The organism is Superficieibacter sp. BNK-5 (genome assembly GCF_047456055.1).
Classification (GTDB): Bacteria; Pseudomonadota; Gammaproteobacteria; order Enterobacterales; family Enterobacteriaceae; genus Superficieibacter.
Map to the genome: position 1 here is coordinate 2,075,809 of NZ_CP179893.1, position 26,997 is coordinate 2,102,805.

Below are 26,997 nucleotides of genomic sequence, written 5' to 3' on the forward strand. Positions count from 1 at the left end.
GAGCCGACCGCCGGTTCTGCATTTGGCATCCTGATCAACGCCAATATTGAGTGTGGATTAGGATGTATTTGGCAGTGGGCAAGTGATTATCGTTACGCCCTTATTTTTGCATGAGCTTTTTGGCGTAATAAATTGCAGAGCCAGAAGGGCTGAGCGGAGGTAGGTGGCTTTTTTATTCACTGTCGCGATAACAGGGAGTGCGATCATTAACTTGCTATTTTCCATAATAGGTTCCTGCTGGACGATTAGCGTATTCAGGTTTAGTCATGTCGTTTTGAGGATGCATTGAAGTGCATCGTTAGTTTCTGGCGTTATTAGTTGTTAACACCCCCGCGAGCCAGCACAGCACCCGCTCAGGCTTCAAAATGTACTTGCTAACGGTGCGGGTTTGCCACTCATGTATTTATGAAATTAATGATTTATTTATTTGTATGATAAATTCAATGCCCTGATTTTGTTGTGATTTATGAAGAAAAGGTAAAGGGGGATGCAATGCCTCTACAAAGAACAGTGTTATTTTGTTTGAGTGGCTTAAGGGATTTTAATATAATTAAATTCAATTAAATGAACTAAGAAGATAACCTGAAACTATGGATATATAGCGACGGGGGGAATGTGTCTGACGCTATCTTAATGGAGGAGGTTGGTAGAGTGGCCGTGGTTTATATTATAAATGAAGCGCTTATCTATGATGCTCAGGCACATTTACTGCATTATACTGACGGCGATAAAATGGTGACGTTACCCATTCCCGCCAGTAACTGTTTTAAAATTCTGCTCGATAACCAGGGTGAGATTATTAGCCAGGAAACATTACTTACCCGCGTCTGGAATGCACGGGGAATGAATGTGAATGCGAATACGTTACACCAGAATATTTCGCTATTGCGAAAAGCATTGGCACAAATAGAAGGTGGCAGAGAGGTTATAAAGACGATCCCAAAGCGCGGGTTTACCATTCCGGCTGACATTACGGTTCTGCATAAAGATCAGGATAGAGGTACTGAACCTGCCAGCAATGAAATGGCTGAAGTCTCCGCACCGCTGGCGGTAATAACCGCGCCTCCCGCTGAAAAAAACGTGTCCCGGATAAGACCTGGCGCCAGGACTATTGCTGTCGCAGGGGGGCTTTTATTGCTGCTGCTGATCGCCTGGTGGCATATCACCACGCCGCAAAAAAACTATTTTTCTGCCTATATTGAAATCAATGATATTGAGGGCTGCAAGGTCTTTGTTAATAGCATCGCTGAAGACGATACGATTTTTCAGGGGCTAGTCAGGCGATCGATGGTGGATTGTCGTAGCAGCCGCTGGGTGTATATCACCGGTAATCATGCCGCTGACTATCCATCAATGATTGCCTGCCGCAATCAACCCGGTTCAGGACTCAGCCCCGGCTGCCAGTCAGTTTACTTTTTTTATTGATGGACGGACGATCTATGTTGAATATAAATGTGAATATTAACTACGCGGTCGCCGTACTCTCCCTGATGTTTTTGATGATTTGCCTCTACCTCGTTAGCCATTTGCGCTCAGAGCGTGATGCCATTGCCTGCGATGCCAGATTGAGCATCGTTGATAACGACAGAATCATCGCTTTTCGGATGGCTATTTCATTTGATAATGGTGATGGATTTATCACGCTGGTCGGAAAAGATTCGGCCAGCGCAGCCGTGCTAAGGCTGCGCAAAACCTTCAACTATGAACTCAAAAAGAATAACGTGATGGTGATGTCTAATGACGCGAGCGTGATGAATTACAGTAGCGTGGAGAGCTTCAACGCCTTTAAAAAGTACCTGCCGGCATTTTTCCTCACCACCCGCAGCGATATGAAAATGCTGACCCGTGTCGTCAGGAGCAGCGACGATTTGCTGGTGTTTATGATTGTCGATACGCCGCTGTTTGTTTGTGAGGTGCGGTAAGCCAATATTTCAGGACCTGTAAGTTTCTCTTATCTTTTAGCACGAGATGTCACTTTTTAGCACCGAATGCGGTATAGGATAAAAAAATATTAACCATACTTTTTAATGGGTATTCGATGCTTAAAGGGAATTTCATTTTAAATAATGCGGATTTTGCGCCCTTAACAATCTACGGTGCTGGTACATTTCTGGCTTTCTCGGGAAATGGAATTTATCGTAATAAAGCCGCTTATAGTCATGTCCTCAAAAATGGCCCATTACCGGTGGGTAAATACTGGGTTGTGGAGCGTGGCTCAGGTGGTTTTTTTTCAGGGCTAAAAGCTAATGTGCAGGATGGATGGAACAAAACGTGGCATGGCGCAGCATTTGGCCGTGATGAATGGTTTGCACTGTATAGAGATGATTGGGAAATTGATGATAGTACATGGGTAAACAGTGTTCATCGTGGCTTATTCAGACTTCATCCCGGACACATATCGGAGGGATGCATAACAATCCCTCATAATTCTGATTATGCCAGGATAAGGAATGCATTGATGAACAGCAGTCCCGTGCAGGTTCCTTGTATGAGATTTCTTAAGGCACGTGGTTTTATCGAGGTTGTCGCGAATGGAATCAGCCGCAATAACTAAAAGCCTGCTTCTGTGGGGGCTCAGGCTACTTAAAGCAGTATTCTTCATCCTGCTTTCAATCGCCGTTGGCCGTCTTCTGGGAAAGCCGGAAGACTGGATTAATGACGGGATTGCAGACAAAGTAGCATGTTTTCTCTATGGGGATGTGAATATAGAATCGCTTTATGACACATGGTTTTATCTCTCTGTTATCAGTGTGTTATCAATGACCACTCTCCTTTATATATTTATAACGATGTTAGTAAAAACCATAAAGCGATAAGTTAACGATATTTGTGATTACAATAGAGGCAGACATTGAACAGTACATATCCTGGTACCTAACCGGAGCCCCTGCATGCCTCACTACTGGTGGAAAGATTTCCTTGACCGCAACGATCACTGGCAAGGCCTTGAACTTATCGTCCGCGATAGCGAAAAAGCACAAACTCTGGAGATGCTGAGCGGTCACCATGGCCGGATGGCGCTGAACGTGCGCGGTGATACGCTATTCTGGGCGACGGTACTCAACGACTATTCCGGCGTCTGGCTGGTGTTTAACGCCGATCACCCGGACCAGCAAAACCTGCTGCCGCCCATCACTTCGCAGGATATCGAAACCATTCTCCGCAAAGGCCCTGAGGCCTGGACTCGCGAGTGGTGCCGCTATTTTGCCCGTCAGTTAATGGAATCGCCTTCGCCGCTGTTGCCCGCACGCCGCTGGCTGATGCGCCCGATGGAGCAGGTGAAAGACAGCGCCCCGTACTCGCTCAAAAAGCCGTTTACTCCGGAAAACTGGCATTTTCGCTCTCCGGCCAGCGCCGATAAAATGGGCTGCGACTGGATGCTTTATGCCGAGGATATGGCCGATCTCAGCCAGCCAGAGAAAGTGAAAATGGTGGACTGGTGGTGGGGAGGGAATTTACTGCTGGGCCGTTATGCGGTCGAGACCGATGCCGGACGGCTGAAGTGGTGGCGAAAAAAATGCCGCGAGGGGCAGCTTCCGCCTGTCCTCGTCTGGTATATCGCCGGGCTGGCGTCTTTTGTGATCCTCGACGGGCATTATCGTTTTCAGGCGGCGCGGGAAGAGGGCATCCCGCCCGAATTCCTCGTGATCAGCGAGCTGAACGAGCAGGTTTTTACCCCGGACCCTGAGAAACAAGAGCGAATACTGCGTTCGCTGGAGCATCAGCAGCGCAAAAAGCCGGGCTTCAATGTTGATTCGATGAATCAGACGTTGATTAATCTCTACGACAACCGTTACCTGCATGCCTCCACCAGCAGTCGCGCGGTGCTGGGCAATGGTGAAGGCTGGACGCGGGAAGTTAGTGACTATCTGCAGCGGCATCAGCTTGAGGCGTATCTGGAGAAAATCCTTAACCGGGAGGAGTGAGAGAGGCATGATTGTTGCCGGAAGATAGTGCTTTCGCGTTTAGCGACCCTCTGCCTGTGTATGAAAACCCTCTCTTCAACAATGCTAATCATTCTGTTTGCCTTACAAATCACGTTGTTGCTGGCTATCCTCCGTCTCTCATGATTTAATCTCTGCAAAATAAACCTGTTATCTCCGGCCAGATTTATCGATTTCATGTATCTCAGCGGGAGATTATGGAGTCGGTTAATGGAACAAACCACTGATGTACTGGATCTACAGCGGATCCTTTCTTTCGATCTGGAGTTAAGCCGGGATAATAAATTCAGGCACCTTGGCGCAGTGCTGGCCGATGAGATGCTGAATGTTAAAGACAATCAAGAAGACGCTATTGCCCGCCTGGATCATCTGGCAAAAGAGGCCGATGTTATTCTTGGCCACAACGTTTTAGATTTTGATCTGCCGTGGCTTTCCAGTCAGCCGGTGCGCCCGCATATCCTGCTTGATAAACCCATCATCGATACGCTTTATCTCTCTCCGCTGGCTTTCCCGGCTAATCCTTATCATCGTCTGATCAAAGATTACAAACTGGTCAGAGACAGCATTAACGATCCGGTGAATGATTCACGGCTGGCGCTGCAAATATTCACAGAACAACTTGTGGCGCTGAAAAATAAGCCGCTGGAGCAGCTTCAGCTATACCAGTATCTGTTCGCACACGGCGTCTCGACGGAATTTAATACCCGAGGTCTGGCGCAGGTGTTTGCCGCGCTGACCGCCAAGAAGGCGATCCAGGCGGCGGCATTGCCGACGCTGGTAAAAGCGATCGCACAAAATAAAGTGTGTCCAAACCAGCTTAACCGGGTCATTGGCGACGCGTTACGCCAGCCGCAAAAGCTGCTGCCGCTGGCGTTTGCCTGCGCGTGGCTACCGGTCTCTGGTGGAAACTCCGTGCTACCGCCGTGGGTGTGGCGGCGATTCCCGGCGACAGCCGATATCATCCGCGAGCTACGGGAGGTAAAGTGCCAGGATCCCGCCTGTCCTTATTGCCTGCAAAATCATGATGCGAAACGGCATCTGCAGCGGATTTTTGAACTGCCGGATTTTCGTAATCTTCCTGACGGCATGCCGCTCCAGCGCAATATCGTTGAGTGCGGGCTTGCCAGCCGTTCGCTGCTGGGGATCCTGCCGACCAGCGGCGGTAAATCACTCTGCTATCAATTGCCGGCCATTGTGCGCAATCAGCGCAATGGTTCACTGACCATCGTTATCTCACCGTTGCAGGCGCTGATGAAAGATCAGGTCGATAACCTGCGGCAAAAGGCGGGTGTTGAAGGCGTGGCGGCGATCTCCGGGATGCTGACCCTGCCGGAGCGGGGGGCGATCCTCGAACAGGTACGGCAGGGCGATATCGCGATTCTCTATCTCTCGCCGGAACAGTTGCGCAACCGGGCGGTGAAAAACGCTATCAAACAGCGGCAAATCGGCGGCTGGGTATTTGACGAGGCGCACTGCCTGTCAAAATGGGGGCACGATTTTCGTCCTGATTATCTCTACTGCGCCAGCGTCATCGAGGCGCTGGCGAAAGAGCAGCAGGTGCCCGTTCCGCCCGTATTCTGCTACACCGCCACGGCGAAACTGGATGTAATTAACGACATCTGCTCACATTTTCAGAATAAAATCCCGCAGCCGCTGGCGCGCTTCGAAGGCGGCGTTGAGCGCGTAAACCTGCATTATGAGATCCTTGAAAGCCGGGGACTCAGCAAACTCAGTCAAATTCTTTCCCTGCTTGAGCAGTTTTTCGGTAACGGACAGCCCGGCTCCTGTGTAATTTATTGTGCCACGCGCAAATCGGTGGATGAAATCTCCGATGCGCTGATACAGCAACAGTCGCTGCCGGTGGCGAAATTTTATGCCCGGCTGGAGAGCGCGCAGAAAAAAGAGATCCTCGAAGGGTTTATTGCCGGACAGTACCGGATTGTCTGCGCTACCAATGCTTTTGGCATGGGGATCGATAAAGACGATGTCCGACTGGTGATCCACGCGGAGATCCCCGGCTCGCTGGAGAACTATTTACAGGAAGCCGGACGTGCCGGGCGTGATACGCGGGATGCTCACTGCGTACTGCTGTTTGACGAGCAGGATATCGAAAAACAATTCCAGCTTGAGGCCATCAGTGAAGTCAGCTTTAAAGATATCCGGCAGATATTCAGCGGCATTAAACGTAAGGTGAATGAGAAAAACGAAGTGGTCGCCACCAGCGCAGAACTAATTAATCAGCCAATGGTGGAAACCAGTTTCACTGCTGATGACAGCGGCGCAGATACCAAAGTCAAAACCGGCATTGCCTGGCTGGAACGGGTCGGCTACGTTGAGCGCAGTGACAATATTACCCAAGTGTTTCAGGGCAAGGTGGCATTTGCCTCGCTGGAGGAGGCGCAGGAAAAAATTCGCGCCCTCAATCTCAATCCGCCTGCCGTGCAGTTATGGAACGCCATATTGCAGGCCCTGCTTAATGCAGATGACGACGATGGGCTGAGTGCCGATGCCATCGCGGAAGATGCGGCAAAGTATCTTAGCCAGGATGCCGGTAACGCCCGTCATGCTGAAGCGAAAGATGTCATGCGCGTGCTGACGCAGATGGCGGATCTGAAGCTGATCACTAAAGGTTTGTTGCTCACTACGCATATCCGTCCGAAGGGGAAAGATAATGCACGGGTGATGGCCAGCCAGATCCAGGAAATAGAAAACGCGATGCTGTCGTTGTTGCGTGAGCAGCTGCCCGATCCTGAGATGGGAGTGTCTTATCCGCTACATCTGCGCAAATTTAATCAGTTAATTATCGATCTGGGCCACGATCGCAGCCATCCATCGCTGCTGCGCAATCTGCTTTATAGCTGGTCACAGGACGGACGGCAAAGCGGAGAAAAAGGATCAATCGAGTTCCGTTACGGCAGCCGGGACAGTTATCAAATCGCCATTAACCGTAGCTGGTCCAAAATTGAAAAAATTATCCAGCAACGCCACCGCTTAACCAACGCGGTGCTTGGCTTCTTATATCAGCAGGCCGCGGCGAGCGATGAAAATAGTGTAAAAAGGATCATGCTCTCCTTTTCCCTGGAACAGGTGCTGGATTATCTGCGTCAGGATGTGGACATCATTCCGCTGATCCAGGAGCGAAATACGGGTGACGAGCAAGAGTGGTTAATTAAAGGTGCCGAGCGCGCGCTGCTTTATCTGCATGAACAACATGCCATTATTTTGCAAAACGGGCTGGCCGTGTTCCGTTCTGCGATGTCGCTCAAGCTCAACGTTGAAAAAGCGCATCGCTATGTAAAGGCGGATTATCAGCCGCTGGAGCAACACTACCAGCAAAAAATATTGCAAATTCACGTCATGAACGAATATGCGAAGCTGGGGCTGGATAAGCCGAAAGCGGCGCAGCAGCTGGTGAAAGACTACTTTGCGATGGACGCGGAGTCGTTTTTGCCGCTGTACTTTAAAGGCCGCCGCAAAGTGCTGGATCTGGCGACCAGCGAAAGTTCGTGGAAACGGATCGTGGAAGATCTGCATAACCAGCGTCAGGAGCAGATCGTACAGGCCAGTCTGGATCAAAACATGCTGGTACTGGCCGGTCCTGGATCGGGTAAAAGTAAGGTGATTGTCCACCGCTGCGCGTATCTGATGCGTGTGAAACAGGTCGATCCACGCAAGATTTTGCTGCTCTGTTATAACCACAATGCCGCGCAATCGCTGCGCCGTCGGCTTAAAACGCTATTAGGCCGTGATGGCAGCCGTGTGTCGGTGCAGACGTTTCATGGTCTGGCGTTAAGCCTGACCGGGCATACCGTCGGCAATCAGGATAACGAGGACATTAACTTTAGCAGTCTGCTGAAGGATGCCATCGCCCTGTTAAAAGGCGAGGAGACGCAGCTCGGCCTGGAGATGGAAGGGCAGCGCGAACACCTATTAGGTGGACTGGAATACCTGCTGGTGGATGAATATCAGGACATTGATGAGCAGCAATATGAGCTTATCGCCGCGCTGGCAGGGATGAATGCCGACGAGGATGATGTGAAGCTGAGCCTGATGGCGGTGGGAGATGACGATCAGTCTATCTATGGTTTTCGTGAGGCGAACGTCACCTTTATTCGTCGCTTTGAAAAGGACTACGACGCCCAGACGCACTATCTCACCTGGAATTATCGTTCGACGGCTAACATCATTGCCGCGTCCAACCAGCTTATTGAGCATAATCAGAACCGGATGAAGGGTGAGCATCCGATTACGATTGATGAAAACCGCCATCTGGAGCCGCGTGGCGGCAAATGGCACGCGGTGAAGCCGGGCCTGGGCAACATTGAGGTTGTGCAATGCAAAGACAGCGCGCAACAGGCGGCGGAAGTTGTGCAGCAAATTCAGCGGATACGTGAGATAGAGGCAGGTTGTCCACTTGAGCACATCGCTATTCTTGCGCGTAACGGTATTGATAAAAATGAACTGGTCCGGGTACGTTCTGCGCTGACCGATGCCGGGATACCGTGCCGCTTCACGCTGGATAAAGAGGCGGGTTTCCCGATTCGGGCCTGTCGGGAAATTGTGGCTTACCAGCAATGGCTACGGGCGCAGGGGCTGACGCCGTTGACACCGGATGCGTTACGCGAACCTTTACCTGACGTAGAGCAGGCTAACCGCTGGCACGAATTGCTGCATGAACTGATCGATCACTGGGAGTCCAGCCAGGGGAACGAGGCATTACCCGCAGAATATTTTGATGTCTTTATGCAGGAGTATTTTAACGCCCAGCGCCGTCAGGTGCGCTTCGGTAGCGGTGTCTTACTCAGTACCGTACACGGCGTGAAAGGCGAAGAGTTCGACCATGTGATCATCCTCGACGGCGGCTGGACGCAAGCCTTTGGTGAAGACGCACAAAGTCAGGAGGAAGAACGCAGATTATTTTATGTTGGCATGACGCGTGCGATCTCCCGGCTGGTGCTGATGCAGCTTGATAATCAGCAGAATCCACATCTTCCGCTGCTGGAGGGTGGACCGCTTTGCCCTCAGCATAGTCAGGCAACCTGTCCCGAAAAACTGCGACGTTTTCTGATTACTGGTCTGGCGCAGCTTAATATTGGGTTTGCTGGCGCGCATGAAGAATCACATGAAATTCATAAGGTGCTGAATGCGCTACAGCCGGGGGAACGCGTGGAAGTCGTTGCTGATAAACACGATATTACGATCAGGTTTAACGGCACAACTATCGCACAGTTTTCCAAAAACGGCAGAAAGGTCTGGGAGAAAATCATTCCCGGTATTCGTCATGCTCAGGTACTGGCGATGTTGCAGCGCAATAAAAGCCATGAAGGGGAGAAGTTCCAGAGCAAATGTAAAGCCGAGAGCTGGCAGATCCCGATCCTGCTGGTGGAGACCGAGGATACCCGGTAATGCCGCGCGTTTAAGGTTATGCATCCTCCCCGCTTTGCCCGGCGGCGCTTCGCTTGCACGGGCCTACAGATAGCGTGCCAATCTCGCAGAATGTTGTAGGCCGGCGTAAGCGCAGCGCCACCCGGCATTTATATCAGCCAATTCTAGGGTTTTGTAGGCCGGCGTAAGCGCAGCGCCACCCGGCAGGCGCATGAACTTCCTGCCGGGCTTGTCATGCAGCGTTCATTCTAAATGAATCGCTAAACCCGATTCACCCGCCGCCAGACCCTCCCGCAGCGTCAGATCCGGGATCGCATAATCCCCGCCGTTCTGCTTACGATATCCCAGCGGCGCGGTATGCCATAAATCATCCAGCCGCTGCGTTAACTGCCGGGTCAGCTCCTCATACCGCGCCTCGTTCATTTTTCCTGAACGGTACACCACCAGCGGCGGCAGAACCTCAAACCCCGGATAGTGCAGCATCCCGTGCTGGATGGGGAAGAGAATATCGTCAATCGCACCGTTGATCCCGCGCGGGCTATAATGCGACTCCCAGCCGCCAGTGGTGACGATCAGCATGGCGCGTTTACCCGCCATCGTCCCTTCACCATAGCGATCGCCCCAGTGACGATCGTTATGCTCGCCGACACCATAGGCAAAGCCATATGCATATACCCGATCGAACCAGCCTTTGAGGATCGCGGGCATCGAAAACCACCATAGCGGAAACTGGAAAATCACCGCGTCGGCCCAGCGCAATTTCTCCTGCTCGCGGGCGATATCGTCACTCTGCACGCCGTGTTCAAACGCATATTTTGAATCCAGCGACGGATCAAACCGATCGCCCTGAACCGGCGCAAGACTGTCAGCAGGATCGATTTGCGATTTCCACTGCATAGCGTAGAGATCGGACACCTGTACCTGATGACCTGTCTGCTCAAGGTGCGTAACCGCTACATTTTTCAGCGATCCATTCAGCGAGCGTGGTTCCGGGTGAGCGTAAACAATAAGGATATTCATAAGCGTTACCTGACATGAGAAAGTCACTGCAGGATAAGTTGCAGGCCGCTATAGTAGAAATTGATTGCTTAAATTACAGGTATAGTGATGGTTAATTTCCGCAGCCTGGATCTGAATTTACTCCTGACGCTGGACGTGCTGTTGACCGAGCACAACGTCACGCGTGCCGCGCGGCGGCTGAATTTGTCGCAGCCTTCGGTCAGCGTACAGCTGGCGCGGCTGAGGGATATTTTTGCCGATCCGCTCTTGTTGCCCGGCCCGCGCGGTATGCAGCCCACCGCCAGAGCTGAGGCGCTGCGTGAACCGCTGCGTCAGGCGCTGGAGGTGCTGGAGCAGGCTATTGCACCCGCTACAGCCTTCGATCCGGCGCAGGCGACGGCCACCTGGCGTATCGTTGCCACCGACTACATGGCGTCGGCGATTATCCTTCCGGCATTAAACGAATTACGTCGCGTTGCGCCGGGCGCCCGGCTGGCGGTGCTGGAACTGCGGCCGGATCAGATTGTCCGCCAGGCGGAGCAGCAGGACGTCGATCTGGTTTTTCATACCCGCGACGGCGCGCCGCTGTCGCTGCATCAGCGGCATCTGTTTACCGAACGTTATGTACTGGCAGGGCGGGTCGATCATCCGGCGCTAAAACGACAGCCCACGCTGGCGCAGTTCTGCCAGCTGGAGCACGTCATCGTCTCTCCGGATGGCGGCGGCTTTCATGCGGCGACCGATGTGGCGCTGGCAAATAAGGGCCTGTCGCGGCGAGTGGTGCTGTCAGTACCGCATTTTTTAGTGATGCTGGAGACGCTGGCGCGTACCGATCTGGTGGCGGTGCTGCCGGAACGGCTGGTAAAACAAACCACTACGCTGAAAATTGTCGAGCCGCCGCTGGAGATTGCCGGGTTCGACATGATGATGCTGTGGCACGAACGCGTGCATCGCGATCCCGGTCATATCTGGCTGCGACAGCACATTGTCGATTCCCTCCGGTGAGCGGCTGTGATAAACCGGGGGAGGTAAATTTACAGCGAAGGAAAGGATGACCCGATGAATCAATCATTACAACCCGGCCAGAATACCACGCTGGCGCAGGCGCGCGGACAAGTGCGCGTAAGTCACACCGCGAGCGCCGATCTCGACGTCAACCTGACGGCGTTTCTGGTCACCGCTTCCGGAAAGGTGATCAACGATGACGATATGGTTTTTTTCAACGCGCCGCAGCACGCTTCGGGAGCCGCCTCTTTTATTGCGCCTGCCGCCAGCGGTGCAACATTAAGCCACTGCATTGATTTTGATCTCTCACGTTTGCCGGCGGAGATCGTCAAAATTGCCGTAACGTTAACTCAGGATGGCAGTGCGGCAGGGTTCGCCAGCGTAAACGATCTGCGAGCGCAGATCGTCGCGGGCAGCCAGACGCTTGAACTTGCTCCCGGCGCGTTTAGTGCGGAGACCGGGATCATCGTGCTCGACCTGTACGTGCGTAACGGCGAGAACAAAGCGCGTGCGGTATGGCAGGGGTTCAACTCCGGGCTTGAAGGATTATGTAATCTGTACGGCATTGAGGTGGAAGCGCCCGCGCCGGTCACCCCGCCAGTCAGCCTGAAAAAAGTTACCCTTACCAAACCCGATGCCCGGCATAAAGTCTCACTTGTTAAGGGCGCGGGCGCACCAAAAAGTATTCGCGTCAGCGCGACCTGGATTGATAACGGCGACGGTGAGGATAACGACGATCTCGATCTGCGCATCGGTATTCTGCGCCCGGACGGTCAGATGTCGCTGGTCTGCGCGCCGGATAATCCTGGCGCGTTTGATGCGTATCCGTGGATCCTCCACGGTGGCGATGTGGTCGCCGCCAGCGCTTCGGCACCCGGCACGGAAACCGTGGAGATCAATCCGGCCATTTCACGCCTGATGGGCGGGAAAGTGGCTATCGTGTGCAGCGTGTACTCTGCGGTCAGCAACGGCGCGGTATCCGTGGCCTCGCTGCAACCGACGATGCGCATGGAGTATGGCGAGCAGGTCGTTGAGTGTGCGTATGACTTCAACAACGGCGACGATGACGAAGGTATTTATACCTACGTTATCGGCCTGATTGAAATTGATGAAGACAGCATCGTGCTGCGTCCGGCAGGCGTCACCTCGGAAGAGGGCAGCGAAGATACGCCGTGGCTGACCCGCAAGGGCGATAACGTGGTGCTGACCGTTGACGGCCCGTGGGTATTCAAGGGTAAGCCAGCCAGCACTAAAAAGGGCAAGCGCTACGTATAACGTCTTTCTGAAGCCGTCTCGCAAAACCTGAACCCGGCGGTTGCGCCGTGCCGCCGCCGGGTTACACTTCTCCTCAGCCGCGATGCTACTCCGAATAGCCGCGCGGTCAGCGGAATGAGTATGCTTCCGCATAGTCATTCCGCGACTATCGAAGCTGTAATTTAACGCTGGCGGCGGGCCAGACTGGCGGAGAGCCGGTCGAGAAGGATCGCCATTAGCACCACCACAATGCCGCTTTGCAGGCCGGGGCCGATATCCAGTTGCTGAATACTGCTCAGGATATCATTGCCCAGTCCGCCCGCGCCGACCATCGAGGCGATAATCACCATCGACATCGCCATCATGATGGTCTGGTTCACGCCGGCCATCATCGCAGGCTGCGCAGCGGGAAGCTGGACCTTCCACAGCAGCTGTCGCGGCGTACAGCCAAACGCCAGCCCGGCTTCAATACGCGCCGCGTTGACCTGGCGAATGCCGAGGTCGGTCAGCCTGACTACTGGCGGCATGGAGAACAACACAGTGGCAAAAATCCCCGGCGGTCGTCCCAGCCCGAACAGAATAGTCGCCGGGATCAGATAAACAAACGCGGGCATGGTCTGCATAAAGTCGAGCAGGGTACGTACTATGCTGCCCACCGCCGCCCGGCGCGCGCTCCAGATGCCGAGCGGGATGCCGATCAGCAGGCTGAAAAACGTGGAGGAGAGCGTCAGGGCCAGCGTCACCGCGGCGTGATCGCTGTAGCCACTATAAATGATGTACAGCATCGCCAGCAGGGCGAAAATCGCAAAGCCCTTGCCGATGCGCCATAGCCCCAGCGCTACCGTCAGTACCACCAGCCCCCACGGGTTGAGCCAGTTAATCACCGTCTCCAGCCCACCGGCAAAACCGTCAATCACTGCGGCAAGACCGTCAAAAAAACCGCCTGCGTGCGTCAGCAACGCCTGAATACCGTGGTCGATCTCACGGCTGAAATCTAAGGGATAAGCCATATCATTCTCTTTTTAGTGCGAGGGCCAGACGTCGGCGTAGTTCTCCGCAAGTTGCCAGCGGGAGACATCAACGCCGGAGAAGAAGTGGCGCACGTAGGGCGTCGCGGGCGCGTTAATCAGCGCTTCCGGCGAGCCGACCTGTACCAGTTGGCCCTTCTCCATAATGGCGATGCGCGAACCGAGCCGCAGCGCCTCTTCCATATCATGAGTGACGAACACCACCGTGCGTTGATGCTCAGCCTGTAGGTTCAGCAGCAGGGACTGCATCTCACGGCGAATAATCGGGTCCAGCGCCGAGAACGCTTCGTCCATCAGCAGCACCGAAGGATTCACCACCAGCGCCCGTGCGAGGCCAACGCGCTGCTGCATCCCGCCGGAAAGCTGATGTGGATACTGGTCAGCAACGGCGGCAAGGCCGACTTTCTCCAGCATCACGCGGGCGCGTTGGTGACGCTCCGTCTTCTCGACACCAGAAACTTCAAGGCCAAAAGCAACGTTATCCAGCACCGTGCGCTCGTCGAACAGCGCGAAGGACTGAAAGACCATCCCGATATGCTGGCGGCGCAGAGCGATCAGGCTGGCTGCGGACAGCCTCGCCAGCGGCTGCTGTTCAAACGTGACCTCGCCCTCTTCAGGCGGGATCAAATGGTTAAGCGTGCGCAACAGCGTGGATTTACCCGAACCGGACAGACCGACGATGACGAAAATCTCACCGGGGAAAATCTGCAGGTTAATGTCATTCAGGGCCTGCACCGTGGCGTTGGGATCCTGGCGTGAAAAAAAGGAGCCTTGCGCCGGGGTCGAATAGTATTTATTCACCTTGCGCAGTTCAATTATCGGTTTTGTCATAATGCAATCACATATTTAATGGGCGCAATGCTACCCTACCTTAAAATAAGTATCAGACGGAAAGTGTTTTGCTATTTTTTAATAGTCATTTTATTGCTTAAGTTATAACAATTATGACAAAGCGAGATCGGAATAGTGAAAATTCCACGCTTCATCCAGCAGCCACGATTTCACTTTTTGCTGCTGCGGCGATAAAGGCTTACTGGCGGAAGAAATTAAAAAATAGCCGCGTTCACTGCGCATTTCCGGGCCGCAGATAAACAACTGGCGGCTGGCGATTAACGGGGCGATCAGCGGTCGCCAGCCCAGCGCAATACCTTGTCCCTCAAGCGCCGCCTGGATCACCAGCGAGTAGGCGTTAAAGGTGCGCGACGCATTGATATTGCCGGGCTGTAGCCGCTGCTGGCGAAACCAGTCATCCCAGGTCAGCCAGCGCTGCGGGCGGGTCTCCGGCAGTTTCAGCAGCGGAAAACGCAGCAGCGATGCTGGCGTGGGATTATCACCCAGCGTCTGCATAATCTGTTGATTACACACGGGAACCACATGCTCGGGAAACAGGCGCTGGCTCTGGGTTCCCGGCCAGTGTCCGCTGCCAAAGCAGATGGTGAGCGGGGCATTGCTGTCGCGAAAATTGTAGTCGTTGGGCGAGGTGGAAACCTGCACTTCGACGCCGGGGATCAACGCCTGAATAGCGTTAAGGCGCGGCATCAGCCAGTAGCTGGCGAAGCCCATGTCGGTATCAATGCGCAGCACGCTGCGCTGGTGGCGGGTGCGCTCCAGTTGCTCGCTAATATCGTTCAGGCTGTTGCGTACAATGTGATACAGATTATTGCCCGCTTCGGTAAGCTGGACCCCACGGTGACGGCGCTCGAACAGCGGCGCATCCAGCTGGCTTTCCAGCAGTTGAATGCGCTGACTCACCGCCGGTTGCGAAAGACCAAGCTCATTGCCGGCGGCGGTAAAATTACCGTGGCGCGCCGCCGCTTCAAATACCACTAAAACCTGTAATGGAGGGAGCTGTAATTTTCCAGCCATAATTGCACCTTATGCCACGATAATAAAATAATGACTTCACAGCGCGTAAATCGCGTGCGATAAAAATATCACGGTTACAGAATTAATTTTATCTTTGGCGGAACAATGCTTATAAATAAACCGAATATCGTTATTCTTATGGCGGATCAGTTAACGGCGAGTGCTTTAAAAGCGTATGGAAATAATGTCAGCCTGACGCCGAATATTGATAAATTAGCGCGGGAAGGGGTGGTATTTGAATCGGCCTATTGTAATAGCCCGCTGTGTGCGCCGTCGCGCGCATCGCTGATGACCGGGCAGTTTATCTCGCGTAACGCGGTTTATGACAATGCCGCCGAGTTTCACGCCGATTCGCCGACGTTCTGCCACTATCTGCGCGAGCAGGGCTATCGCACCTGGCTGTCCGGCAAAATGCACTTTTGCGGCCCGGACCAGTTGCACGGTTTTGACGAGCGTCTCACCACCGATATCTATCCGGCGGATTTTGGCTGGACGCCGGACTGGAAACATCCAGAGCGTCGGCTCGACTGGTATCACAACATGAGTTCGGTGCTGGAGGCGGGAGAGTGTGTGCGCACTAACCAGCTCGATTTTGATGATGAAGCGCTGTTTCTCGCCCGTCAGCGGCTGTATGACGCCGCCCGTCGCCCGGACGAGCAGCCGTTCCTGCTGCACCTGTCGCTGACCCACCCGCACGATCCGTTCGCGATCCCCAAGCGTTATCTTGACAGGATCAGCGAAGCGGACGTCGATCTGCCGCAGATCGGTGCGCGGGATGTGGAAAACGATCCGCATTCAGAGCGTTTGCGCGCCATGTATCAGCTTGAAGAAGGGCTGCTGACCGACGAGCACATCCGCCGCGCGCGTCACGCCTATTATGGCGCGCTGGCCTACGTGGATGACTGTTTTGGCGAGATCGTCAACACCCTCGAAGAGACCGGGCTGGCGAAGAATACGGTGGTGTTTGTGATTGCCGACCACGGCGAAATGCTCGGCGAACGCGGCCTGTGGTACAAGATGTCGTTTTTTGAGAATGCCGTGCGGGTGCCGCTGATTGTGCATAACCCGCATCTTTTTGCGCCGCGCCGTGTGGCAGAGAGTGTATCGCTGGTCGATCTGTTGCCGACATTTGTCGAGCTGGCAAGCGGGGAAGATCGTCGCGCCAGTGCGGTTGCGCCGCTCGACGGGCATAGCCTGGTGCCGCATCTGCGCGGGGAGACTGGCCCGGACGGAGCCTGCGCCGAATATCTGGCGGAGGGCGCGGTGGGACCGCAGGTGATGATCCGCCGTGGGCCGTGGAAATATGTCTGTGTCTGGAATGAAGCGCCGCAGCTGTTCAATTTACCGGACGATCCGCATGAGCTGCACAATCTGGCTGCCGATGATCGCTATCAGGAGGTCGCGCAGGCGTTTGCAGAAGAAGTGGCGTCGCGCTGGGATCTGGCGCAGTTGAATCAACAGGTGCTGGCCAGCCAGCAAAAACGACTTTTTTTGACCCGCGTGGCGGGCCGGGATGCGATCCCGCAGTGGGATTTTCAGCCCCATCAGCAGGCCTCGCAGCGTTTTATTCGTAACCATCAGACGCTGGATGAGCAGGAGGCTTTTGCCCGCTATCCACGTCCCCATAAAAATAGCGTCGGAGAGCAATGATGAAAGCAAGAAACCTGACCCCTTTACTGCTGCTGGCAACGACGGCGATAGCGCCCATCACCGTTTCGGCCGCCGAAGCGGATCGCTGCGCGGTGGTGAACCAGTCCGATCCCGGCTGGACCGATATCGCGGCGACCAACGCGCTCTCCGGCGTGGTGCTGAATGCGCTGGGCTATCAGCAGAAAGTGCAGAACCTGTCGGTGGCGCTGGCCTTTCAGGGGCTGAAATCCGGCCAACTGGATGTGTTTCTCGGCAACTGGATGCCTGCGCAGGAACCGGTGATTAGCAAGTTTAATCCGGGCCAGGATATTAAGGTGGTGGGTGCCAACCTGCCTGCGGCGAAGTTTACCCTCGCGGTACCGAAATACGTCTCCGACGCGGGCGTGAAGGATTTTGCCGATCTGCAAAAATATGCTGATAAGTTCGGGCATAAAATTTACGGTATCGCGCCGGGTGCACCAGCGAACCAGAATATTAAAAAGATGCTGGATAAGCATGATTTCGGGCTGAAGGACTGGAACCTGGTGGAGTCGAGTGAGAGCGGGATGCTGGCGCAGGTGAGCCGCGCGGTGAGCCGCAAGGAGTGGATCGTGTTTCTCGGCTGGGAGCCGCACGCCATGAATACCCGCTTCCCGCTGACTTATCTGAGCGGCGGCGATACCTGGTTTGGGCCGAATTACGGTAGCGCGACGGTCAATACCGTCACGCGCAAGGATTTCGCCAGCGACTGCCCGAACCTCAACCGTTTCTTCAGCCAGCTGAAGTTTGACGTGGCGGTGGAGAACGCGGTGATCACCCGCGTGCTGGACGATAAGCAGGACGTCAACGAGGCCGCCCGCGCCGAGCTGGCGAAACGGCCTGAACTGTTGAGCCAGTGGTTAAACGGCGTGACCAGCCGCGACGGTCAGCCAGCGGAACCGGCGGTGAAAAAGGCGCTGGGGTTGTAAAAGGGCTTTCAGCCGTGTTCATGTAATGCCGGGCGGCGCTGCGCTTGCCCGGCCTACGATGGGGCGTTTGCGCTATTTGAGCTGATGGTTGTCCTCCGCGCTGTAATGCCGGGGGCGCTACGCTTGCCCGGCCTACGGGGAGCGTTTGCGCTATTTGAGCGGATGGTTATCCTCCGCGCTGTAATGCCGGGCGGCGCTGCGCTTGCCCGGCCTACGGGGAGCGTTTGCGCTATTTGGGCGGATAATGATCCACCTCGTAGGCCCGGTAAGCGCAGCGCCACCGGGCATGGCGGCCCCGGCCTGGCCTCGATCGCAATCTGGCCACCTTTTCGCAATCCATGCGCTTAACCCTCCCGTTTCTTGATACTTACTCTGATAAGTATTACTTTATCCTGCGCAATGAGAGGAGACGCGATGACCGAAGATGAACTGTTTGCCCGCCGTCCGTTAGGGATGCGCATGGCGATGGTGGTACGCCAGTGGCGTTCCGTCATCGATCAGGCAGTGCTGGATACCGGCCTGACACAATCAAGCTGGACGGTCCTCATGCAACTACATCAACTGGGTAATCACGTCTCGGTCACCGAACTGGCGGAAGTGCAGGGCATTGAACTGCCGCCGCTGATGCGGACCCTCACGCTGCTGGAAAAACAGGGATATCTGCTGCGGAGCATATCGCCTTACGATAAGCGGATACGCCTGCTGGCGCTGACGCCTGCCGGGGAAGCGGTACTGGAAAAGCTGACCCGGGTCATTGACCAGTTCCAGGAACGCGTTACGCATAATATTCCGGCTCCGGACAGGGACCTGTTTAACGCCACATTAAATCAAATCGCCTGCAATTTGCGGTCTATCCGCGAAGAAGATAACAAGACAAAACCATAATTATGATGACCCCTGAACAAAAATTTGCCCGCTGGGTAAGGGTAAGTATTGCCTCTTTCCTGCTGATGTTCGTCTATTTTATCGTGGCGGATATCTGGATCCCCCTGACGCCGGATTCCACGGTAATGCGCGTCGTTACGCCAGTTTCCGCCCGCGTCTCCGGCTACGTCGCCGCAGTACACGTGCGCAACAACAGCCCGGTGAAGAAGGGCGATCTGCTGTATGAACTGGATACCACGCCGTTTCTTAATCGCGTCGAAGCCGCGCAAATCGCCCTGCATCAGGCGCAACTCACCAACCAGCAGCTTGATGCGCAGATCGCCGCCGCGCGCGCGAACCTCAAAACGGCACAGCTAACCGCCCGTAACGATGCGGTGACGTTTCAGCGCTATCAGCGGCTGAGCGCCAGCCAGAACGTATCGCAGCAGGAACTGGATAAGGCACGCACCACCTGGCAGAGCAGCGAACAGTCGGTGACCTCGCTAAACGCGACGATCCATCAACTGACCATTGAGCGTGGTGAACGTGACGACGCACGCAACGTCACCCTGCAAAAATACCGCAATGCGCTGGATGAAGCGCAGCTGAATCTCGGCTGGGCGCAAATCCGCGCCGAGGCCGACGGCACTGTGAGTAACCTTCAGCTTAGCCCAGGACTTTATGCATCAGCAGGCACGCCTTTGCTTGCGTTAGTAAGCGCTCACACCGATATCGTGGCCGATTTCCGGGAAAAAAGCCTGCGCCATACCCGTCCCGGTACCGATGCCGCCGTGGTGTTTGACGCCATGCCCGGCAAAGTTTTTGCCGCCCACGTCACCAGCAGCGACGCCGGGATCCTTGCCGGACAGGAGGCGGTTAACGGTCAGCTTTCGCAGCCCGAGCAGTCTAACCGCTGGGTGCGTGACGCGCAGCGGATGCGCATTCACGTAGCGCTGGATGAGCCGCTGACGCAGCCGCTGCCGACCGGCGCGCGTGCTACCGTTCAGCTCTATAACAGTGAAGGCCCGTTTGCCCACTTCTTTTCCGGGCTGCAAATTCACCTGGTGAGCCTGCTGCACTATGTCTATTAACACTCTGGCGCGCGTTTTTACGCCGCATGGCAATATCACCTTTACGGCCAATGATTTCCGCCAGACGCTGCGCATTGTGGTGGCGGGCACGCTCGCGCTCAGCGTTTCCACGTTCTACAACGTGCAGTACGGCGTCTTTTTCGTGGTCTATCCGATCATGCTGCTCTCGCTGGTGCCGGTATTTAATCGTCATGTGGCGAAGCAGTTCATCTTCAGCGCGGTGCTGAACTGTATTGAAATGGTGTTCATTATCGGCTTTCTGTCGCGCTGGCCGGTGATCATGACGCTGGTGGTGTTCGCGCTGTACGTGATGCGCTTTCGCTTTATGAGTCAGGGACCGCTGTTTCTCTTCGGCTCAATGGGCGTGGTCTGCCAGAGCGTGATGCTCAACTTTATGAGCTATCCCACTAACGACTGGCATACGCTGATGTTCTCCAACGTTGAAGCCAGCGTGATGGCGGTGTGCCTGAGTGCGCTGATGAACTACCTGATCCCGGACGTCGAGCCGCGCGGTCGTCCGCCGCTGATCGACAAAGACGCGGCGCGGGTGCGCCACGAATCGCTCCTTTCCGGTACGGTGGCGACCATCATCTTTGTGATTTTTCAGGTAAGCGATCTCAGCGATTCGCTTTCAGCGTTGATGGCGGGGATCTTAATTCTCTTTCCAATGAACTATCGCGGCGCGGTGATGAGTTCATTATGGCGCGTGGTGGGCGTGGTGCTGGCCTGTCTTTATATCCTGATCGTGCAGTTGCTGCTTTACGATCACAGCAGTCATATGCTGTTGATGATGCCGCTGATCGGCCTCGGGCTGGCGTTCAGCGCGCGCCTGCACGTGATGGAAAAAGTGGGCGCAGGCGTCGGATTTTCCAGCATTACCACCATTGGCATTATGTTTGGCCAGAACCTGCACCCGGAGCAGGATCTGGTGTTCAGCGATCTGTACCGCGTGACCTCGGTGACCGTCGCGCTGCTGGCGACGCTGACAATGGTGTTCCTGGTACATCTGATCCTTAACCGCTTCGCCGCCACCCGATTTGTGATTGCCGACTAACGCGGCGGCGCTTTGGTAAACAGATAAAACAGATTCGGCTCGCCGACGATATACAAATTGCCCGCGCCGTCGCGGGCGATCCCTTCCGCCTGTTTGATATCGTGCGTCAGCCCGTTTTCACCCTCTTTTAACGATACTTCGCCGAGAATATCCCCGGAAAGTGTCACTTCCTGAAGGTTTTTTGACTCATGAGATAAAACTAATAGTGAATTATTTTCAGCGTTGAAATCCGCGCCGGAGATATCTTTTACGTCCAGTTGGCTTTGCAGATTTTTGTCATCGGAGATTTGCAGATCGTTATTGTCGAGCAGACCTTCAATACGATAGATAGCGACAGGTTTTTTCTCTTTAAAGAAATAAAATACGTGATCTTTGGCGGAATACGCCAGCCCTTCAAAGCCGGTATTGGTAGGCGTTTTTTGCAGGGCGATCTGGAGTTTTTTTACCACCGAAACGTGTGAGGCGGCGTCGAGAGTGATGACATAAATCGAATAGTCCTTTTCGTCCGTAATAACGAAAACGTTGTCATCAACGTACTCAATTGTCTCAATATCTTTTGCAAAATCAATGGGAATAGTGCGGATAACCTCGCCCTGTTTGCTCAACTCGACAATGGTCGGCGGACGGTTAATGGTGCTGAACAGCGTATCGCTTTTTGCCGACCAGGTGAGGGAGGAAATGTTGTTATCCACGCCGGCGATTTTTTTACCGTCAATCGCGATATGATAATTACGCAGCGACGAATGGTGACTGGTCCAGCTTTCCGCGTTAGCGCGTGAATACAGCTGCCAGCCGATACAGATTATCCCTATAAGTATTAAAAAGAGAAAAACGAATAGCTTTTTGGGATGCTGTTTTAACGTCACGGCCCTGAACATTGAGGCTCCACAGGAAAGAATGCAAAATTATTTTCCCGATTATACTCGCTAATCTTAAATTATTCTTAACGGGTTATGTTGTTGCCAGCAGAGAATACGGTTATCCGTTGGCAAATGTTGCCACACAGTGCCAGGCTTCATCCTCGCCACGGCGGTAAATCGCTTCCGTATGACCAGCAAGCACCCACTGCTGCGCTTCGGCCTCCGGGCAACGGAGGTAAATACACAGCCCGCAGCCACCACGCAACTGGCGGGGAATATCCGCTACCCGAAACGTTGCTCCCGCCGCCTGTAGCGACTTGCGGGTGAGCACCACGCCGACCGTTGAATGAAATAAAAACAGGTGCTCCGTCATCCACGTTTCCTCTGACGTTGGCCGATCAGCGCCGCGCCAATGGCTCCGGCAAACTGCGCGTCCGGGTGCGTATGCACCGCCATCCCCACATGGCTTTCCAGCATCCGCGCAAAGGCCGCACAGTGGCTGACGCCGCCGGTAAACAGCAGCGGCCCCTGCGCTGAAAGCCGACCGATAAAGTTGGCGCTGCGCCGGGCCATCGCATTCACGACGCCTGCAAGAATCGCTTCCGGCGGCACGCCCGTCGAGCGCAGGCTGATCACTTCGGACTCGGCAAACACGGTGCACATGCTGGTGATGGCATGCGGCGTAACGCCGTCGGTGATGGCATCAAGCTGTTCTACGCTGGCTCCCAGCGTGCGGGATATGACCTCCAGAAAGCGTCCGGTCCCCGCCGCACATTTGTCGTTCATCAGAAAATCGCAGAGATTGCCGTCGCGGTCGAGCTGGATCACCTTACTGTCCTGACCGCCTATGTCGATGACCGTGCGGGTAGCCGGAGCCAGCAGGCGCGCCCCCAGCCCATGACAGGAGATTTCCGTAACCTGTTTATCGGCAAAATCGACCAGTTGTCGACCATAGCCGGTCAGCGTCAAAAACGGGCGCGTTTCCAGCCCGGCGCGCAGCGTTTCCCAGCCCTCGTTTATCGCGTCGGCAGGACGAAACGGCGTCGGGCAGAGAAAGCGGCGACGGATAATGCCGTCTTCGAGCAGAATGCCTTTGGTAGCGGTGGAGCCGGAATCAATGCCAATCGTAAAGGTCACGCGCGCTCCTTAAAGCATCTCAATAAAGGCCGCGACGCGGGTGCTAAGCTGACCAATATCTGCGGTCGAGTAGTCGGTCTCAATGGCGATGTAGGGAATACCATGCTGCTGGCGCACGTGGCGTTTAATTGCCATCGATTCAACGGCGTAGGTATGGCAGGCTTGTAAAATCACATCCACCACGCCGTCTGCCTGGTACTCCTCTACCATCTGGCTGAGCAGCGTTAAGCGCTGGTCGTTTGGTGAAATGCAGGAGCAGCCGATGGCGAGGTATTTGTCGGTCAGCGCCTCGTAAACGTCGCCGCTTTCCTCCACGCAGCGCTCGGTGGCTTTTGCCCCGGTGCAGTTTTCATAGCCAACCACCCAGCCGCCGTTGTCTTCAATCGCGCGAACCACTTTTTCCGCCGCGCCGCCGATGGGGCAGCCGGTGATCAGAATGCGCGGACGCGCTTCCAGCCGTTTGCCTTCCTGCCACTGCTGCCGGGTGCGGTCGGCCATTTCATTGAGTTCGGCAATGAGCGCGTCTTTATCGAAGCGGAAGGTCGCGCCGTAGACCACCCTCAGGATATCGCTGCCGCTCAGCGCGGGCGGATTAAGCTGGCCGACGCGGTAGAAATTCGCCAGCGCGCGGCGTTCCCTGTTTTTCAGCGCGATGGCGTCGCGCAGCGCTGCTTCACTGATGGGCACGCCAAACCGCGCTTCCACCGCCTGTTGCAGGCGCAAAATTTCGGCTTTCCACAGTGCGCGGGAGGCGGCGTCGTTAGCGCTGTTGGGGAGTTGCATGACGTGTACCGGCTTGAACTCCGCCATGTACTCATACATTTTCTTTTTGCCGTCGCAGGTGGTTTCGCCCACCACCAGATCGGAAAAATAGAAATAGGGGCATTTATCGGTTTTGCCGAAGCCGTAGCTGCTTTTAATCAGCGGGCAGAGGTTGCGCGGCAGATCTTTTTCGGCTTCTTCGATGGTTTCATCAGAGGTTGAGCACAGCGACACGACCACCGCGCCGGCCGCCATCGGGATTTCCTGCGGCATAAAGGTGCAGTAGGTTCCAACCAGCGGAACGCCCTGTTCTTTAAGATCCATTACGGTGAGAAAGCCCTTTTGCCGGGCGTCGGAGAAGTGATCGAAAATGGTGGGGAGATCGGTAATAAGTGACATGGTTTCCTTCCCCGTGACACGGGAGAGAGTGAAAGATCACCCATTATAACCCTGCAATAACTGCGTGAATATTGATCTCCCTTCGGGCATTCGGTTATAAAATTTTCTTCAGATCCATCTCTTCCTGAATCCGCTCACTGTACGCTATATGCGTGCCGATCGCCTCTTCAATACCGGCGTTGTAAAATGCAGGCCCGAGTTTTTCAATAATAAAATCAATGAAAAACTCAGTATCGAACTGTTCAAGCTCAAGCTCAAAATGGTCGCTGCAATAGGCGGCAAGTTCGCTGCGCAGACGTTCGCGCTCCGTTGGGGACAGGGTGATGTCAGCCATTTTTTTCCTTAAAAATTGGGGAATGCCAGCAGGGCGGGAAGTTGCGACAACAGATACAGCACCAGCCCGATAAACCCGCCTACCAGCGTCCCATTGACGCGAATAAACTGCAGATCTTTGCCGATATTAAGCTCAATTTGCTGCGACATATCCCGCGCATCCCAGCTTTTTACCGTGTCGCTGATATGGCGGGTCAGGAAGGTGGCAAACTCCGGCGCGACGCGGATCACCGCCTGCTCCATATGACCGTTCAGCGAGGTGCGCAGCGCATCATCGGCGGTCAGCGTTTCACCAAACCACAGGCCCGCCTCGGCGATACGTTTTTGCACCCGCGAGTCTTCGCTGCGCATATCCTCTTTTAGCCAGTTGCGCAGGTCCGCCCACAGCTCGCCCAGATAGCGGTTAAAGGCGTCATCATTCTTGATATAGCTTTTAATATTTTCTGCTTTCGCGAGCATCTCCGGATCGGTTTTCAGATTGTCGATCAGTTTTAGCGTCGCGCGATCAAACGCCCGGCGGATCTGATGGGTGCGATCCTGGGTAATATCGTCGAGCAGCGAATTTACCGCGTCAGAGACCAGATCCGCGCTGTGCTCGCCCAGCCATTCGGTCGGCAGCAGCATCGCCTTACGCGGGTGCTCGGTTTTCAGCCAGTGGACGATTTGTCGGGCAATAAACTCCCGCGAATTGTCGCGCTTAAGCAGGGCGATCAACTGAGCGATAATGGCGTCCAGCAGCCACTGGTGACGGTTATTTTTGGTCATGCTCTCCAGCATCATCGCGCTGGTCTGGGTTAGATCGACTTTATCGATCGCTTTATGCACCGCACGTTTCAGCAGGCGCTGGATCCGCGCGTCGTCGGTCAGCTCCAGAAAGCCACTCATTACCTGAAGTAAATGCTGCCCAACCCGGCGCGCATTATCCGGCTGGCTAAACCAGACGCCGATCATTTTCGCCGGTTCGTGACGGCGAATTAGCGTCAGCAGCGACTGGGTATCCAGAAACTTCTCCTGCACAAACTGACCGAGATTGTCGCCGATGCGATCTTTATTGCGCGGGATAATCGCCGTGTGCCGGGAGATAAACGGGATCGGCAGATGGTGGAACAACGCCGACACGGCGAACCAGTCCGCCAGCGCGCCGACCATCGCCGCTTCTGAGATCGCCTTCACCCCGCTGACCCAGAAGTTCGGCGGTAAAAATAGCGTGGTGACGAAGGTTGCCGCTGCAATCAGCAGTAGCGATAGCGCCAGGCGCTTGGCGCGTTTAAGTTCAGTGATTTTGTCCATGAAGTTAAGCATATAACCTGACGGCAGGTTCGCAAAATAGCGGCGCGGTGAGATGTGTCACTTTGCGAGGCTGATTCCAGCGAATCGGCAATCGTTGCGGACGTGCATAATTTCCCTTCGTACTTCCTCGCAATGCCGAAAATAGCGAGGTGCTGTACGGATCGCAGAGGGGTAGAGTCGCATCACGTTGTTTTACCCGGTGATGGAACGCCATGGCACAAAGTACCACTTCTACGCCGCATGATGCGGTGTTCAAACATTTTATGCGGCACAAAGCGGCGGTTTGCGATTTTCTGGCGATCCATCTTCCGCCTGCGCTACGGCAACATTGCGATTTGCGTACCCTTAAGCCGGAGTCCACCAGCTTCATCGAAGAAGATCTGCGCGCTTATTACTCCGATATGTTGTGGTCAATGAAAACGACGGCGGGCGAGGGCTATATCTATGTCGTCATTGAACATCAAAGTTCGTCGGTGGCGCATATGCCATTTCGCATGATGCGCTATGCGATAGCCGCCATGCAGAACCATCTGGATGCCGGGCATAAAACCTTGCCGCTGGTGGTGCCAATGCTGTTTTATCACGGAGACATCAGCCCGTATCCGTCTTCCCTGTGCTGGCTGGATGAATTTGCCGATCCGGCGCTGGCGCGGCAGCTGTATTCGACAGCGTTTCCGCTGGTCGATATCACCGTCACACCGGATGATGACATCATGGCGCACCGACACGTCGCGCTACTTGAATTCATGCTCAAACATATCCGCCGGCGCGATCTGCTGGCTTTGCTTGACCCGCTAGTCTCACTTTTGGGGATGGGATACACTACCGACAATCAGTTAAAAGCATTGTTTAACTACATGATGGTGCACGGCGATGTATCTCGCCATCGCGAGTTTCTCCGTCAGCTTGCCCATCGAATGCCCCAACATAAGGAGGAGATGATGACTCTCGCAGAAAGATTGCGCCAGGAAGGTTTAAAAGACGGTTTAGAGCAAGGCTTGCAGCAGGGGAAACACGTTGAAGCGTTACGCATCGCCCGCACCATGCTGGCGAATGGGCTGGATCGCGATACAGTGTTAAAAATCACCGGACTCCCTGCGAGTGAGCTTGACGCGGTGAGCCATTAACC

The 26,997-nt window shown here is 54.6% G+C and carries 24 protein-coding genes; 14 read left to right on the top strand and 10 right to left on the bottom strand.

Features of this window, described 5'->3' with window-relative positions:
* Positions 1-615: 615 nt before the first annotated feature.
* The 6 genes from ACMGGS_RS09970 to ACMGGS_RS09995 all read left to right on the top strand — a co-directional run bounded on the left by ACMGGS_RS09970 (position 616) and on the right by ACMGGS_RS09995 (position 9,350).
* Positions 616-1,425 carry a winged helix-turn-helix domain-containing protein gene (locus ACMGGS_RS09970; RefSeq protein WP_414165925.1) on the top strand — a complete coding sequence of 270 codons (810 nt, stop codon included), beginning with the start codon at positions 616-618 and terminating at the stop codon, positions 1,423-1,425.
* Positions 1,426-1,439: 14 nt separating this feature from the next.
* Positions 1,440-1,922: a hypothetical protein gene (locus ACMGGS_RS09975; protein ID WP_414165926.1), complete on the top strand. Its 483-nt coding sequence runs from the start codon at positions 1,440-1,442 to the stop codon at positions 1,920-1,922.
* A gap of 116 nt (positions 1,923-2,038) precedes the next feature.
* Entirely contained in the window at positions 2,039-2,554 is a 516-nt protein-coding gene (locus ACMGGS_RS09980; protein WP_276163580.1) for a DUF2778 domain-containing protein, read from the top strand.
* Positions 2,532-2,816: a hypothetical protein gene (locus ACMGGS_RS09985; RefSeq protein ID WP_414165927.1), complete on the top strand. Its 285-nt coding sequence runs from the start codon at positions 2,532-2,534 to the stop codon at positions 2,814-2,816. The genes ACMGGS_RS09980 and ACMGGS_RS09985 overlap by 23 nt, the downstream gene beginning before the upstream one ends.
* 75 nt (positions 2,817-2,891) lie before the next feature.
* Positions 2,892-3,926, top strand: coding sequence for a ParB/Srx family N-terminal domain-containing protein (locus ACMGGS_RS09990; protein ID WP_414165928.1), 1,035 nt, complete (start codon positions 2,892-2,894; stop codon positions 3,924-3,926).
* Between the two features lie 228 nt (positions 3,927-4,154).
* Positions 4,155-9,350: a RecQ family ATP-dependent DNA helicase gene (locus ACMGGS_RS09995; RefSeq protein WP_414165929.1), complete on the top strand. Its 5,196-nt coding sequence runs from the start codon at positions 4,155-4,157 to the stop codon at positions 9,348-9,350.
* Positions 9,351-9,572: 222 nt separating this feature from the next.
* Here ACMGGS_RS09995 and ACMGGS_RS10000 read toward each other — a convergent pair whose 3' ends face one another.
* Positions 9,573-10,349 (bottom strand): NAD(P)H-dependent oxidoreductase, encoded by a 777-nt coding sequence (locus ACMGGS_RS10000; RefSeq protein ID WP_414165930.1) that lies wholly within the window; start codon positions 10,347-10,349, stop codon positions 9,573-9,575.
* An 87-nt stretch (positions 10,350-10,436) separates the two neighbouring features.
* Here ACMGGS_RS10000 and ACMGGS_RS10005 point away from each other — a divergent pair, with 87 nt between their 5' ends.
* Positions 10,437-11,333, top strand: coding sequence for a LysR family transcriptional regulator (locus tag ACMGGS_RS10005; protein ID WP_414165931.1), 897 nt, complete (start codon positions 10,437-10,439; stop codon positions 11,331-11,333).
* Positions 11,334-11,387: 54 nt separating this feature from the next.
* Complete coding sequence (locus tag ACMGGS_RS10010) at positions 11,388-12,608, top strand: TerD family protein (protein ID WP_414165932.1); 1,221 nt, start codon at positions 11,388-11,390, stop codon at positions 12,606-12,608.
* A gap of 161 nt (positions 12,609-12,769) precedes the next feature.
* Here the strand turns inward: ACMGGS_RS10010 and ACMGGS_RS10015 are convergent, their stop codons facing one another.
* The 3 genes from ACMGGS_RS10015 to ACMGGS_RS10025 form a co-directional block, all read right to left on the bottom strand.
* Positions 12,770-13,597 (bottom strand): ABC transporter permease, encoded by an 828-nt coding sequence (locus tag ACMGGS_RS10015; RefSeq protein ID WP_414165933.1) that lies wholly within the window; start codon positions 13,595-13,597, stop codon positions 12,770-12,772.
* A gap of 12 nt (positions 13,598-13,609) precedes the next feature.
* The gene (locus tag ACMGGS_RS10020; RefSeq protein WP_414165934.1) at positions 13,610-14,446 is read right to left on the bottom strand and encodes an ATP-binding cassette domain-containing protein; all 837 of its coding nucleotides are present in this window, start codon (positions 14,444-14,446) and stop codon (positions 13,610-13,612) included.
* Positions 14,447-14,557: 111 nt separating this feature from the next.
* Positions 14,558-15,481: a LysR substrate-binding domain-containing protein gene (locus ACMGGS_RS10025; protein ID WP_414165935.1), complete on the bottom strand. Its 924-nt coding sequence runs from the start codon at positions 15,479-15,481 to the stop codon at positions 14,558-14,560.
* Between the two features lie 105 nt (positions 15,482-15,586).
* On the opposite strand from ACMGGS_RS10025, the gene betC reads away from it, so the two are divergent.
* The 5 genes from betC (at position 15,587) to ACMGGS_RS10050 (ending at position 21,087) form a co-directional block, all read left to right on the top strand.
* On the top strand, positions 15,587-17,131 hold the full coding sequence (gene betC, locus ACMGGS_RS10030) for a choline-sulfatase (protein ID WP_414165936.1): 1,545 nt from the start codon (positions 15,587-15,589) through the stop codon (positions 17,129-17,131).
* Positions 17,128-18,078, top strand: a complete 951-nt coding sequence (gene choX, locus ACMGGS_RS10035; RefSeq protein ID WP_414165937.1) for a choline ABC transporter substrate-binding protein — start codon at positions 17,128-17,130, stop codon at positions 18,076-18,078. Before betC ends, choX begins: the two co-directional genes overlap by 4 nt.
* A gap of 414 nt (positions 18,079-18,492) precedes the next feature.
* Positions 18,493-18,963, top strand: a complete 471-nt coding sequence (locus ACMGGS_RS10040; RefSeq protein ID WP_414165938.1) for a MarR family winged helix-turn-helix transcriptional regulator — start codon at positions 18,493-18,495, stop codon at positions 18,961-18,963.
* A gap of 2 nt (positions 18,964-18,965) precedes the next feature.
* Entirely contained in the window at positions 18,966-20,033 is a 1,068-nt protein-coding gene (locus ACMGGS_RS10045) for an HlyD family secretion protein (RefSeq protein WP_414165939.1), read from the top strand.
* A complete protein-coding gene (locus tag ACMGGS_RS10050) occupies positions 20,023-21,087 on the top strand; it encodes a DUF2955 domain-containing protein (RefSeq protein ID WP_176918653.1) in 1,065 nt (354 codons plus the stop codon). The genes ACMGGS_RS10045 and ACMGGS_RS10050 overlap by 11 nt, the downstream gene beginning before the upstream one ends.
* On the opposite strand, the gene ACMGGS_RS10055 is transcribed toward ACMGGS_RS10050, so the two are convergent.
* From ACMGGS_RS10055 to ACMGGS_RS10080, 6 genes are all read right to left on the bottom strand, one after another.
* Positions 21,084-21,965: an SdiA-regulated domain-containing protein gene (locus tag ACMGGS_RS10055; protein WP_414165940.1), complete on the bottom strand. Its 882-nt coding sequence runs from the start codon at positions 21,963-21,965 to the stop codon at positions 21,084-21,086. The two genes, ACMGGS_RS10050 and ACMGGS_RS10055, sit on opposite strands and share 4 nt — an antisense overlap.
* A gap of 100 nt (positions 21,966-22,065) precedes the next feature.
* The gene (locus ACMGGS_RS10060; RefSeq protein WP_414165941.1) at positions 22,066-22,320 is read right to left on the bottom strand and encodes a DUF3343 domain-containing protein; all 255 of its coding nucleotides are present in this window, start codon (positions 22,318-22,320) and stop codon (positions 22,066-22,068) included.
* Positions 22,317-23,084: a putative 2-hydroxyacyl-CoA dehydratase activator YjiL gene (gene yjiL / locus ACMGGS_RS10065; RefSeq protein ID WP_414165942.1), complete on the bottom strand. Its 768-nt coding sequence runs from the start codon at positions 23,082-23,084 to the stop codon at positions 22,317-22,319. The genes ACMGGS_RS10060 and yjiL overlap by 4 nt, the downstream gene beginning before the upstream one ends.
* Positions 23,085-23,093: 9 nt before the next feature.
* Positions 23,094-24,245 (bottom strand): double-cubane-cluster-containing anaerobic reductase, encoded by a 1,152-nt coding sequence (locus ACMGGS_RS10070; RefSeq protein WP_414165943.1) that lies wholly within the window; start codon positions 24,243-24,245, stop codon positions 23,094-23,096.
* A 94-nt stretch (positions 24,246-24,339) separates the two neighbouring features.
* Positions 24,340-24,579: a DUF2164 domain-containing protein gene (locus tag ACMGGS_RS10075; protein ID WP_414165944.1), complete on the bottom strand. Its 240-nt coding sequence runs from the start codon at positions 24,577-24,579 to the stop codon at positions 24,340-24,342.
* 8 nt (positions 24,580-24,587) lie between these two features.
* The gene (locus tag ACMGGS_RS10080; RefSeq protein WP_414165945.1) at positions 24,588-25,868 is read right to left on the bottom strand and encodes a DUF445 domain-containing protein; all 1,281 of its coding nucleotides are present in this window, start codon (positions 25,866-25,868) and stop codon (positions 24,588-24,590) included.
* A gap of 212 nt (positions 25,869-26,080) precedes the next feature.
* Here ACMGGS_RS10080 and ACMGGS_RS10085 point away from each other — a divergent pair, with 212 nt between their 5' ends.
* Positions 26,081-26,995 (top strand): Rpn family recombination-promoting nuclease/putative transposase, encoded by a 915-nt coding sequence (locus tag ACMGGS_RS10085; protein ID WP_414165946.1) that lies wholly within the window; start codon positions 26,081-26,083, stop codon positions 26,993-26,995.
* Positions 26,996-26,997 lie beyond the last annotated feature (2 nt).